Below are 11,866 nucleotides of genomic sequence, written 5' to 3'. Positions count from 1 at the left end.
ACCTCCGTGCGGCCGGGACACCGGGATGTCCTGCTGCGATGGCATTCGACTTGACGGTCGAACACTGGCACTATTAGAACACGTTCTAGTCCGGCGTGTTGCCTCTACGGTGCCGCCAAGCCCCGTCGATCGAGGAGTTCAGGTGGCGACCACTTTCACCGACGAGCAGTTGGCCGCGCGGGAGCTGGTGCGCGACTGGGCTGCGGGCTCCGGCGCGACGGAGGCGGTCCGGTCTATCGAACAGGGTGAGCCGAAGGCCTGGCAGCCGGTATTCCACGGGCTGGCCGGCCTCGGCTTGTTCGGTGTCGCCGTGCCCGAGGACTGCGGCGGCGCCGGCGGAACCATCGAGGACCTTGCCGCAATGGTCGAGGAAGCTGCCAGGGCATTAGTGCCCGGCCCGGTGGCCAGCACGGCGTTGGCCACGCTCGTCGTAGGTGATCCGCAACTGCGTGCGGCGCTGGCGGCCGGTGAACGCACCGCCGGGCTTGCGTTCGACGGTGACGTCGAGTTCGACCAGACCACGTCGCAGGTCTCGGGAACGCTGCCGTGGGTGCTCGGTGGCGTCGACGACGGTCTGATCCTGCTGCCCGCAGGTGACTCCTGGCTACTGGTCGATGGCGTGTCGGCGGGCGTCTCGGTCGAGCCGTTGACGGCCACCGACTTCTCCCGGCCACTAGCCCGCGTAGTGCTCACGTCGGCGGCGGCCCGCGTCATCGATGCCCCGGGGGGGTGGGTGACCGATCTCACCGCGACGCTGCTGTCCGCGGAGGCCGCCGGCGTCACCCGGTGGGCGTTGGACACCGCCGTCGCCTATGCGAAGGTGCGCGAGCAATTCGGCAAGCCGATCGGCAGCTTCCAGGCGATCAAGCATCTGTGCGCCGAAATGCTTTGCCGCACCGAGCAGGTGGCGGTCGCCGCCGCCGACGCGGCCCGGGCAGCCGAAGACGGTGACCCGCGGCAGCTGTCCATCGCTGCGGCCATCGCCACCGGTGTCGCCATCGATGCGGTCAAGGCCACCACCAAAGACTGCATTCAGGTGCTCGGCGGCATCGGGATCACGTGGGAGCACGACGCGCATCTCTACCTCCGCCGGGCCTACGGGATCGGGCAGTTCCTCGGCGGTCCCGCCCGCTGGCTGCGCCGGACCGCGGAGCTGACCCAGGACGGCGTCCGCCGCGATCTCAGCATCGACCTCAGCGAGGTCGACCACGTGCGGCCCGAGATCGCGGACGCCGTTGCCGGAGTCGCCGCGCTGGCCGAGGACGAGCGCCAAGCCAAGCTTGCCGAGGTTGGCTTGCTGGCGCCGCACTGGCCGGCGCCGTACGGACGCGGCGCCGGCCCGGCCGAGCAACTGCTGATCGACCAGGAGATGGCCTCGGCCGACGTCACGCGGCCGGACCTGGTGATCGGCTGGTGGGCGGCGCCGACGATTCTCGAGCACGGCACGCCCGAGCAGGTCGAGCGGTTCGTACCGGGCACTCTGAGCGGTGAAATCTTCTGGTGCCAGCTGTTTTCCGAGCCCGGCGCAGGATCGGACCTGGCGTCGCTTCGCACCAAAGCGGTCCGGGCCGACGGCGGCTGGGAGTTGACCGGACAGAAGGTCTGGACGTCGTCGGCGCACAAGGCGCAGTGGGGTGTGTGCCTGGCCCGCACCGATCCCGACGCCCCGAAACACAAGGGCATCACCTACTTCCTGATCGACATGAGTTCGCCTGGCATCCTGATCCGCCCGCTGCGTGAGATCACCGGCGACGCGCTGTTCAACGAGGTGTTCCTGGACAACGTGTTCGTTCCCGACGAGATGGTGGTCGGCGCCGTCAACGACGGCTGGCGGCTGGCCCGCACCACGCTGGCCAACGAACGCGTCGCCATGGCCGCGGGTACCGCGCTCGGCAATCCGATGGAACAGCTGCTGGCCGAGGCGGCGAAGGCGAATCTCGATGCGGCGCAACAGGATCAACTAGCCCAGCTGATCATCACCGCGCAGGTCGGCTCGCTGCTCGATCAGCGCATCGCTCAACTGGCGGTGGGTGGCAAAGACCCCGGTGCGCAATCGAGCGTGCGCAAACTGATCGGTGTGCGGTACCGGCAGGCGCTGGCCGAATATCGGATGGAGCTGTCCGAGGGATCCGGAATCGTCGCGGACAAGATCGTCAAAGACTTCCTCAACACCCGCTGCCTGACGATCGCGGGTGGCACCGAGCAGATCCTGCTGACCCTCGCCGCCGAACGCCTGCTGGGCTTACCACGCTGAGTCGATGAAGGTCGTCGGGCTTGCAGCCTGCGTCGTGGGCGTGCTCCTCGCGCTTTGGTTCGGCCTGCAGGCGACCGTGGATCTGGCCCTGACTGGCTTTCCGGACGGTCATGTCACCGGGTACGACAAAGCGGCCGAGCTGCCGAAAAGCATATTGATGTGGACGGAGTTCGCCTTCGTCCCGCTTTTCCTGCTACTCGGTGTCCCGCGAATCGGCGCTCGAACTCGCGGCGTCCTGCCGATCGTCGCGCTCGCCGCGCTGGGTCTTGTCATCGTGGTCCAGCTGGTCGGCCTCCCTTGGTATTTCGGGACTCATCTCGGTCTGGACAACGGGATCGGCGGCTAAGCTCAGCCGCACCATGGCTACGGTGCTCATCCCCATTCCCGACCGCGACTTCGACCCGACCGAGGTCGCGGTCAGCTGGCAGGTCCTGCGCGCACAGGGGCATCGCGTCGTCTTCGCCACCGAAAGCGGTGCACCGGGAGTTGCCGACGACATCATGATCACCGGTCGCGGGCTGGACGCCTGGTCGGCGCTGCCGGTGCTGGGCGCCATCACGGTCCTAGGTCGCGCGCTGCGCGCCAACAAAGCCGCCCGCGACGCCTACCGCACCATGCAATATTCGCCGGAATACCAGAACCCGACGAGGTGGTCCGACGCCACGCTCGACGGGGTCGACGGCCTGCTGTTGCCCGGCGGACACCGCGCCCGCGGGATGCACTCCTACATCGACAGCGACATCCTGCACCGCCTGGTCGTCGACGCCTTCGCCCGCGGACTGAAGGTTGCCGCGATCTGTCACGGCGTGCTGCTGGCGGCCCGCAGCGTCGATCCCGCGACCGGCCGCTCGGTGCTCTACGGCCGGCGCACCACCGCCCTCACCTGGACGCTGGAACGCACCGCGTGGAACCTGACCAGGCTCACCCGCTTTTGGGATCGCGACTACTACCGCACCTACCGCGAGGAACCCGGGCAGCCGGCCGGCTACATGTCGGTGCAGGCGGAAGTCACTCGCGCGCTCGAGAATCCGGCGGACTTCCGCCACGTCGAGAAGGGCTCACCGCACTACCGGACGAAAACGTCTGGCCTGGCCCGCGATACTGCCACTGATTCCAGGCCGGCGTTCGTCGTCGTCGACGGGGATTACGTCTCGGCGCGCTGGCCGGGCGACACCCATGCCTTCGCGAAGGCGTTGTCGGACAAGCTCTGAAGCCCCGCGAGGGAGAAGCCATGGCTGTGAAATCTCGAAAAGCACAGCCCTGGAGTCCGTTTCGCGTACGAACTAGGAGAACTTGGCTTGGGCGCAGGTGCTCGGCGATGTGATGTTGTTGCCGCCGTAGACCACCTGGATGTGGGTGCACATGATCACCGGCACGTTCGTGCGCGGCTGCCCGGTGTGCCAGTCGGTCGCATCGATCCGGCCGGTGGTCTGGTATTTCTCCAGCGGCCCCTCGCCCATGTAGATCGTGGTGACGTTGTCGACCCCGCCCTCTTTGAACACCCGGTCGTACTGCGCGGTGGCGTGCACGTCGAGGTACAGCGTGCGGTCCATCGACCGGATGTCGGTGCTCTGCCGCGACCACAAGTCGTGTGGAAATCCGTCGAGTGCGTCGCCGGTCCGGCGACCGGCGGCGACGGTGAAGTCACAGCTGCCGTTGGCGGCGTGGCAGTCGAGCGTGGCGCGAGTCTCGAGCTGGCTGCCGTCATTGAGGGGTATCAGTGACGTGGCCGTGTTGCTGGCCGCCGGCGCGATCGCGGATGGCGTCAACGCCAGCATCACACCGGCCCCCGCCAGCGCTGTGACCAGCCGCTTCATCGTGCGTCCTCTCGCTGAGCCTGAGCAGAACTTACGCTGCGGCTATTCGTCGTAGGTGACTTCGACCGAATCGGTCTCGGGGTGCGCCTGGCAGGCCAGAATCAGGCCGTCGTCGAGATCCTGCTGTTCGAGGACGTCGTTGACTTCCAAGCTGACCTTGCCGTTGCGCAGCGTGGTGGCGCAGGCCCCGCAGTGCCCCTCGCGGCAGGAAAACGGGACATCCAGGCCGGCGTCGAGCAGTACGTCGAGCAGCTTCGCCTTGCGCGGCCACGACACGGTCCGTGTTTCGCCGTCCAACTCGACGATCGCGCTGGCTGGGCCTTCCTCGGAGTCGTCGTGTTCGATCTTGACAGCGGCGAACGGATCGGTGTCCAGCGACTTGAATACCTCGAGATGCACTTGCGCCGCAGGCACTTTCAGGCTTTCCAGCGCCTCGCGAGTCGCCTCCATGAACGGGGCCGGACCGCAGATGAACGCCTGCCGGTCGGTGAACGGCGCGGCCAATTGCGCCAGCGCATTCGCCGACGGCAGTCCCTGCAACGACTCCAGCCAGTGCACGACGGCCAACCGATCCGGGTACTTGGCGGCCAACTCACGCAGCGCGTCGCCGAAAATCACCGATCGCTCGTCGCGGTTGGCGTACAGCAGGGTCACCTGCCCGCCGCCCTCGGACAGCGCGGACTTACAGATCGACATCACCGGCGTGATCCCGCTTCCGGCGGCGATCAAGAGGAAGTCGTCGTCGAGGGTTTTCGGTACGAAGGTTCCCGACGGGGCCAGCACATGCACCCGCATGCCGGCGTGGGCGTGGTCGCACAGCCAGTTCGACGCGTAGCCGTCTTTGTCCCGCTTGACGGTGACGGTCAGCGCCTCATCGGCGAACGGCGAACTGCTCAGCGAGTAGCAGCGCGCCACCGAGCCAGTGCGGTCGCTGGGAACGCGCAGCGTCAGGAACTGTCCGGGGGCGTAACGCAGCCTTTCCGCCGGCACGTCAGGTACTCCGGGCCCGTCAGGGACCCGGAACACCAGCGATCGCGCGTCGTCGGTTTCGGTGACGACGTCGGCGATCTCGAGCTCCAACACGTGGCTGCCGAGTGGTTCGTCGGGAATCGTGCCCGTCACAGCCCCGCCCCTTCCGTCAGTGATAACTAGAACAGGTTACAGAAATGCGGTTAGGCATCGCTACCAGGTGCAGGAATACAGTGCTCGACACAAATCGGAACGTGTTCTAGTCTTGGTTCTGATTACGCCACCTTTGGAGGAAGCCGTGACGTCCATTCAACAACGTGACGCCCAGTCGGTCCTAGACGGCATCGACGACTTGCTGCCCAAACTTCGGCAGCGGGCTCAGGAGACCGAGGATCTGCGGCGTCTGCCGGACGCCACGGTGAGCGAACTCCAGGAGATCGGCTTCTTCAAGCTGCTCCAGCCCAAGCAGTGGGGCGGCCTGGAAACCGACCCCGCCGTCTTCTACGAGGCGGTCCGCCGGATCGCCAGCGCATGCGGCTCCACCGGTTGGGTCAGTTCGATCATCGGCGTGCACAACTGGCACCTCGCGCTGTTCGACCAGCAGGCTCAGGACGAGGTCTGGGGTGACGATACGAACGTCCGCGTCTCATCCTCCTACGCGCCGATGGGTGCGGGGACCGTCGTCGACGGCGGGTACCTGGTCAGCGGGTCGTGGAACTGGTCGTCGGGATGCGACCATGCCACCTGGGCCTTCCTCGGCGGCCCGGTCATCAAGGACGGCCGGCCGGTCGACTTCGGCAGCTTCCTGATTCCACGCTCTGAGTACCGCATCGACGACGTCTGGCATGTGGTCGGCCTCAAGGGGACGGGCAGCAACACCGTCGTCGTCAAGGACGTCTTCGTGCCGCGTCACCGCTTCCTGTCCTACAAGCAGATGAACGACGGCACGGCCGGCGGCTACGAGAACAACACCGCGCCAGTTTACAAGATGCCATGGGGGACAATGCATCCCACGACAATCTCGGCTCCGATCGTCGGGATGGCCTACGGCGCGTACGAGGCCCATGTCGAGCACCAGGGCAAGCGCGTGCGTGCGGCGTTCGCGGGGGAGAAGGCCAAGGACGACCCGTTCGCCAAGGTCCGAATCGCCGAGGCGGCCAGTGATATCGACGCCGCGTGGCGACAGCTGATCGGCAACGTCAGTGACGAATACGCACTGCTCTGCGCCGGCGAGGAAATCCCGTTCGAGCTGAGGGCGCGCGCGCGTCGCGACCAGGTGCGCGCCACCGGCCGCTCGATCGCCTCGATCGACAGGCTCTTCGAGGCGTCCGGCGCAACCGCCTTGGCCAGTGACGCACCCGTGCAGCGGTTTTGGCGCGATGCGCATGCCGGCCGGGTGCACGCGGCCAACGACCCTGAGCGGGCTTACCAGATCTACGGCAACCACGCGTTCGGGCTGCCGCCCGGCGACACCATGGTCTAACCAGTGACGGCAACTGACGAAATCACCTTCGAGTCCACCTCCCGGTACGTCGAGGTCGACGTCGACGGTCCGCTCAAGCTGCACTACCACGAGGCGGGTGTCGGCCACGATCAGACGGTCGTGCTGCTGCACGGCGGGGGGCCGGGCGCGGCTAGCTGGACGAACTTTTCCCGCAACATCCCGGTCCTGGCCGAGCGTTTCCACGTGCTGGCCGTCGACCAGCCGGGCTACGGGCTCTCCGACAAGCGTGCCGAGCACGCGCAGTTCAACCGCTACGCCGCTCGTGCACTCAAGGGCCTGTTCGATCACCTCGGCCTGGGACGCGTTCCGCTGGTAGGCAATTCGTTGGGCGGCGGCACTGCGGTCCGGTTCGCACTGGACTACCCGGACAACGCCGGCAAGCTGGTGCTGATGGGCCCGGGCGGGCTCAGCATCAACCTTTTCGCGCCCGACCCGACCGAGGGCGTCAAGCGGCTGGGGAAGTTCTCGGTCGAGCCAACCCGAGAGAACCTCGAGGCTTTCCTTCGGGTGATGGTCTACAACCAGAAGCTGATCACGCCGGAGTTGATCGATCAGCGCTTCGAGCTGGCCTCTACCCCGGAGTCGCTGACGGCGACCCGCGCGATGGGAATGTCGTTCGCCGGAGCCGACTTCGAGCTCGGCATGATGTGGCGCGAGGTCCACAAGCTTCGCCAGCCGGTGCTGCTGATCTGGGGTCGTGAGGACCGCGTCAATCCGCTAGACGGTGCGCTGGTAGCGCTCAAGACCATTCCGCGTGCGCAGCTTCACGTCTTCGGCCAGTGTGGACACTGGGCGCAGGTGGAGAAGTTCGACGAATTCAACAAGCTGACCATCGATTTTCTGGGATAAGTGATGAGCATTCGTTCCCTGGCGTATCTGCGCATCGAAGCGACCGACATGCAGGCGTGGCGCGACTTCGGTCTCAAGGTCCTCGGCATGGTCGAGGGCAAGGGCAGCATCGAGGGTGCGCTATACCTGCGGATGGACGACTTCCCCGCCCGCTTGGTGATCGTGCCGGGTGAACACGACCGGCTATCCGAGGCCGGCTGGGAATGCGCGAACGCCGAAGGGCTGCAAGAGATTCGCAACCGGCTCGACGTCGAGGGCACGCCGTACAAGGAAGCCACCGCCGCGGAACTGGCCGATCGCCGGGTCGATGAGATGATCAGGTTCAGCGATCCGTCCGGCAACGGCCTGGAGGTCTTCCACGGCGCGGCGCTCGAACACCGGCGAGTCGTCAGCCCGTACGGCCACACGTTCGTCACCGGCGAACAAGGTCTCGGGCACGTCGTGCTGACCACCCGCGACGACGTCGAGACGCTGCACTTTTATCGCGACGTACTGGGTTTCAAGTTGCGCGACTCGATGCGGCTGCCGCCGCAGCTGGTCGGCCGGCCCGCCGACGGGCCGCCGGCATGGCTGCGCTTCCTGGGCTGCAATCCGCGCCACCACAGCTTGGCCTTCATGCCGGGGCAGACCCCCAGCGGCATCGTCCACTTGATGGTCGAGGTCGGCGAGGCCGACGACGTGGGCCTGTGCCTGGACCGGGCACTGCGGCGCAAGGTGCCGATGTCGGCCACGCTCGGTCGCCACGTCAACGACCTGATGCTGTCCTTCTACATGAAGACCCCCGGCGGATTCGATGTCGAATTCGGCTGCGAGGGAAGGCAAGTCGAAGACGACGACTGGATCGCCCGGGAAAGCACCGCGGTCAGCCTCTGGGGTCACGACTTCAGCGTCGGCTTCAAGTAATGTCCGGGCAGATCGACGCCCGTGCGTTTCGCAGCGTGCTGGGTCAGTTCTGCACCGGGATCACGATCATCACCACCGTTCACGACGACGTCCCGGTCGGCTTCGCGTGTCAGTCCTTCGCGGCGCTGTCGCTGGACCCGCCGCTGGTCCTGTTCTGCCCGACCAAGATGTCGCGGTCCTGGAAAGCCATCGAGGCCAGCGGGAAGTTCTGCGTCAACGTGCTGACCGAGAGCCAGCAGCACGTCTCGGCGCGCTTCGGCTCCAAAGAGCCGGATAAGTTCGCCGGAATCGACTGGCGGCCTTCTGATCTCGGCTCACCGATCATCGACGACTCGCTGGCCTACATCGACTGCACGGTGGCCTCGGTGCACGACGGCGGCGATCACTTCGTGGTGTTCGGCGCGGTGCAGTCACTGTCCGAGGTACCGAAGATCAAGCCGCGGCCGCTGTTGTTCTATCGCGGCGATTACACCGGCATCGAACCGGACAAGACGCGGCCGGCGCAGTGGCGTGACGACTTGGAAGCCTTTCTGACCACCACCACCCAGGACACCTGGCTGTGAAGACCCCGGGAGCGTAACGCCCGGGCGCGATTCAGCGAGAAACAACGCGGCAGCGTGACAGTCGCGGGCATTCGTTTGCTACCGCTACGCTTCGCCACGAATATTCCTTCGCGAGAGGCGGGCGTGTTGCTCCGTTTTGTGACTGTCGCCGTGGTGACCCTCCTTGCCGCGGCGTTGCTGGTCCCCGCATTCCTGGTGACGTGGGCATGGGCGATACCCGCCGCATTGATTGCCGCCGTTGCGGCCATCGGCGTCTACGACCTGGCGCAGCGGCGGCACTCGGTGCTGCGCAACTACCCGATCCTGGGTCACATGCGGTTCCTGCTGGAGGCGCTGCGGCCCGAACTGCAGCAGTACTTCATCGAACGCAACTTCGACGGCAGACCCTTCGATCGCGACGTCCGGTCGTTGATCTACGAGCGGGCCAAAGGCACTGCCGCCGAGCTCGCCTTCGGGACCGAGCGCGACATCGACCAAACTGGATACGAATACCTCGTGCATTCGGCGCGGCCAGTGGAACCGCCTACGGAGCCGTTCCGGGTGCGCGTGGGTGGCCCCGACTGCACCCAGCCGTACGACATGGCATTGATGAACGTCTCGGCGATGAGTTTCGGTGCGCTGTCCGGTAATGCGCTGCGCGCGCTCAACAACGGCGCACGCAAGGGCGGATTCGCCCACGACACCGGCGAAGGCGGCTTGACGCCTTATCACCTCGGCGGTGCGGACGTCATCTGGGAGATCGGCTCCGGCTACTTCGGCGCCCGCACTCAAGACGGCACTTTCGACCCAGACATGTTTCAGGCCAAGGCAGCTCACCCGCTGGTGAAGTGCGTGTCGATCAAGCTGAGCCAGGGCGCTAAGCCCGGTATCGGCGGGGTGCTGCCGGCCGCCAAGGTCACCGAGGAGATCGCCAGCTATCGCGGTGTGCCGGTAGGGCAGAAATGCGTCAGCCCGGCCGCGCATTCGGCGTTTGACACCCCGCGCGAGCTGATTCGTTTCGTGGCGCGGCTTCGCAAATTAACCGACGGAAAGCCGATCGGCTTCAAGCTCTGCGTCGGATCGCGGATCGACGTCCTCGCCACCTGCAAGGCCATGCTGGCCGAAGGAATAACGCCGGACTTCGTCATCGTCGACGGCGCCGAAGGCGGCACCGCCGCCGCACCCCTGGAATACGAAGACAACGTCGGGCTGCCACTGACCGACGGCTTGATGATCGTGCACAACGCGTTGGTGGGAACCGGTCTCCGAGATCGGATCCGCATCGGGGCCGGCGGCAAGGTCGCCTCCGGCAACGACATCATCAAGCGGTTGATTCAGGGTGCGGATTACACCAATTCGGCCCGATCGATGATGATGGCGACCGGATGTATCCAGTCGCAGCGCTGCCACACCAATCACTGTCCGGTCGGTGTCGCCACCCAAGATCCCCGTCGGGCACGTGCCCTTGACGTCGCCGACAAGAGCGAGCGGGTGTACAACTACCAGCGCGCGACTGTCGCGCAGGCGATGCGCATGATGGCTTCGATGGGTGTCTCCGACCCGTCGATGCTCAACCCGCACATGCTCCGCAAGCGGGTCTCGCCGACCGAACAGCGCTCGTACGCTGAGCTTTACGAATGGCTCGAGCCCGGTGAACTGCTCAACCACGCACCCCCGAGCTGGCGCGACGACTGGGAAGTCGCCGACCCGGACAGCTTCGCGCCGGTCGGCGCGCGATTCGGCACTAGGGTCAGTGCCACCGGTGGTGATGTTCGGCGTGCGTAGGCAAATAGGCGCCCGGGCCGAATAATTCGTCGTAGAAGTCGGTGTCGAGGTGCTGCGCCTGCAGATACATCAGAACGTGCACGGTGGGCATGGTGCCGGGCAGCTTGCCGAACGTGTCGTAGATGTACGACGCCTCGACGGTCACCATCTCCTGGATGCCGTCCGGCGGCAGCGCCGAGCCGCGCACCTTGACCGAGTCGGACCACGGCCCCGGGGTTTCGGGGTGAAATGGCCCGCCGGGGGCGAACTTTCGGGCGACCAGCTTCTCCACCCCGGCAGCGATCGACGGCACGTGCGGCGGGCTGAGCGTCTCGAAATATCCGGGCAGCCCGGTAGCGTTGGGAAACGGCCAGCGGTCGTCCGAATCGGCGACGAAACCCAGGCCCGGTGCGCGCGGATCGCCGGAGCCGCCCAGCACCGACAGCCGGTCCAGGCCGTCGTAAGTCCAGCCGCCAAGACCCATCGCCTGCAGCGCAAGCACCCCGTTGTTGGTGGCTATCGCGAGCTCGGCGCTGGCCTCGGTGATCGTGTACTGCTCGACGAACGACAGCGGCAGCGGGTCGTCAGCATGAGACAGCGACGAAAACCGTTCCAGACCGGGGATTTTGCGGCCGTTGATGTCGTCGGTGACGGGGTATCCGTTGGCCGCGAAGAACCACAGGTTTTCCATCAGGTGCTCGGCGAGATCCGCCGCCGGGAAGGCCAACAGGCTGCCCGGATGATTGCCGATCCAAATGTTGTGGCCCTCCATGTACGGCTCCTCGCGGGGCAACTCGAGACGGGTGTCCGAGATCCGCACATAGGAATCCGCGGTGTGGCTGATCCACGCTTCGATGGTGTCGAACTCCTGCGGCTTCTCGTCGCGGCTGGGCAGCAGGTAGGTGCCGGTGTCGTCGGTGAAGAACAGTTGACTGGTGTGGAATCCGGCCGCCGAGGGAAAGGTCCGGCCCGTCGCGCTTCCGGAGTAATTGGGGAACGAGGGCGCGTAACCCGGATGATGCGTGATCCCGAAATTCCATCCCGTCACCCCGCCAGTCACCGAAATCAGCAGAGCCCGTTCGACTTCCGACAACGGCTGAACGGCCCGTCGACTGGTATATGCGAGCGCGCCGTCGGGTATCCGTCCGCCGACCGGGAATCGGCGCGACCTGCGGCCAGTAAGTGCGGCCATCAGCGGGAACCGGGCGAGGTCGGCCAGCGCGATGCGCTCGTGCTCGGAAATCTGCAGACCCATCTGCGGATG

11 protein-coding genes are annotated in these 11,866 nt (G+C 66.1%); 8 read left to right on the top strand and 3 right to left on the bottom strand.

Annotation, left to right across the window (positions count from 1 at the left end; translation table 11 throughout):
• The first annotated feature begins 142 nt into the window (after window positions 1-142).
• The 3 genes from MKK62_RS05900 to MKK62_RS05890 are packed head-to-tail and all read left to right on the top strand — an operon-like array spanning window position 143 to window position 3,465.
• Window positions 143-2,254: an acyl-CoA dehydrogenase family protein gene (locus MKK62_RS05900; RefSeq protein ID WP_240261929.1), complete on the top strand. Its 2,112-nt coding sequence runs from the start codon at window positions 143-145 to the stop codon at window positions 2,252-2,254.
• Window positions 2,255-2,258: 4 nt separating this feature from the next.
• Entirely contained in the window at window positions 2,259-2,600 is a 342-nt protein-coding gene (locus MKK62_RS05895; protein ID WP_240261930.1) for a hypothetical protein, read from the top strand.
• Window positions 2,601-2,613: 13 nt separating this feature from the next.
• The gene (locus MKK62_RS05890; RefSeq protein ID WP_240261931.1) at window positions 2,614-3,465 is read left to right on the top strand and encodes a type 1 glutamine amidotransferase domain-containing protein; all 852 of its coding nucleotides are present in this window, start codon (window positions 2,614-2,616) and stop codon (window positions 3,463-3,465) included.
• A gap of 72 nt (window positions 3,466-3,537) precedes the next feature.
• Here the strand turns inward: MKK62_RS05890 and MKK62_RS05885 are convergent, their stop codons facing one another.
• Entirely contained in the window at window positions 3,538-4,071 is a 534-nt protein-coding gene (locus MKK62_RS05885; RefSeq protein ID WP_240261932.1) for a hypothetical protein, read from the bottom strand.
• A gap of 42 nt (window positions 4,072-4,113) precedes the next feature.
• A complete protein-coding gene (locus MKK62_RS05880; protein ID WP_240261933.1) occupies window positions 4,114-5,193 on the bottom strand; it encodes a 2Fe-2S iron-sulfur cluster-binding protein in 1,080 nt (359 codons plus the stop codon).
• A 145-nt stretch (window positions 5,194-5,338) separates the two neighbouring features.
• Between MKK62_RS05880 and hsaA the strand changes: the two genes are divergently transcribed.
• From hsaA to MKK62_RS05855, 5 genes are all read left to right on the top strand, one after another.
• Window positions 5,339-6,523: a 3-hydroxy-9,10-secoandrosta-1,3,5(10)-triene-9,17-dione monooxygenase oxygenase subunit gene (gene hsaA / locus MKK62_RS05875; RefSeq protein ID WP_240261934.1), complete on the top strand. Its 1,185-nt coding sequence runs from the start codon at window positions 5,339-5,341 to the stop codon at window positions 6,521-6,523.
• A gap of 3 nt (window positions 6,524-6,526) precedes the next feature.
• Complete coding sequence (gene hsaD, locus MKK62_RS05870) at window positions 6,527-7,393, top strand: 4,5:9,10-diseco-3-hydroxy-5,9,17-trioxoandrosta-1(10),2-diene-4-oate hydrolase (RefSeq protein WP_240261935.1); 867 nt, start codon at window positions 6,527-6,529, stop codon at window positions 7,391-7,393.
• 3 nt (window positions 7,394-7,396) lie between these two features.
• Window positions 7,397-8,296: an iron-dependent extradiol dioxygenase HsaC gene (hsaC, locus tag MKK62_RS05865; protein WP_240261936.1), complete on the top strand. Its 900-nt coding sequence runs from the start codon at window positions 7,397-7,399 to the stop codon at window positions 8,294-8,296.
• Window positions 8,296-8,859 (top strand): 3-hydroxy-9,10-secoandrosta-1,3,5(10)-triene-9,17-dione monooxygenase reductase subunit, encoded by a 564-nt coding sequence (hsaB, locus tag MKK62_RS05860; RefSeq protein WP_240261937.1) that lies wholly within the window; start codon window positions 8,296-8,298, stop codon window positions 8,857-8,859. Before hsaC ends, hsaB begins: the two co-directional genes overlap by 1 nt.
• A gap of 126 nt (window positions 8,860-8,985) precedes the next feature.
• A complete protein-coding gene (locus MKK62_RS05855) occupies window positions 8,986-10,623 on the top strand; it encodes an FMN-binding glutamate synthase family protein (protein ID WP_240263809.1) in 1,638 nt (545 codons plus the stop codon).
• Here the strand turns inward: MKK62_RS05855 and MKK62_RS05850 are convergent.
• Entirely contained in the window at window positions 10,589-11,857 is a 1,269-nt protein-coding gene (locus MKK62_RS05850) for a hypothetical protein (RefSeq protein ID WP_240261938.1), read from the bottom strand. The two genes, MKK62_RS05855 and MKK62_RS05850, sit on opposite strands and share 35 nt — an antisense overlap.
• Window positions 11,858-11,866: the final 9 nt, after the last annotated feature.

It is taken from the genome of Mycobacterium paraterrae, assembly GCF_022430545.2.
Lineage (GTDB): Bacteria > Actinomycetota > Actinomycetes > Mycobacteriales > Mycobacteriaceae > Mycobacterium > Mycobacterium paraterrae.
Note: the sequence above shows the minus strand (reverse complement) of the source record. Positions and strands in the feature narration are given on the sequence as shown.

Coding starts and splice junctions, on each gene's coding strand:
- MKK62_RS05895 (WP_240261930.1), top strand. CDS start 2,259: ATGAAGGTCGTCGGGCTTGCAGCCTGCGTCGTGGGCGTGCTCCTCGCG.
- MKK62_RS05890 (WP_240261931.1), top strand. CDS start 2,614: ATGGCTACGGTGCTCATCCCCATTCCCGACCGCGACTTCGACCCGACC.
- MKK62_RS05885 (WP_240261932.1), bottom strand. CDS start 4,071: ATGAAGCGGCTGGTCACAGCGCTGGCGGGGGCCGGTGTGATGCTGGCG.
- hsaC (WP_240261936.1), top strand. CDS start 7,397: ATGAGCATTCGTTCCCTGGCGTATCTGCGCATCGAAGCGACCGACATG.
- hsaB (WP_240261937.1), top strand. CDS start 8,296: ATGTCCGGGCAGATCGACGCCCGTGCGTTTCGCAGCGTGCTGGGTCAG.
- MKK62_RS05850 (WP_240261938.1), bottom strand. CDS start 11,857: ATGGGTCTGCAGATTTCCGAGCACGAGCGCATCGCGCTGGCCGACCTC.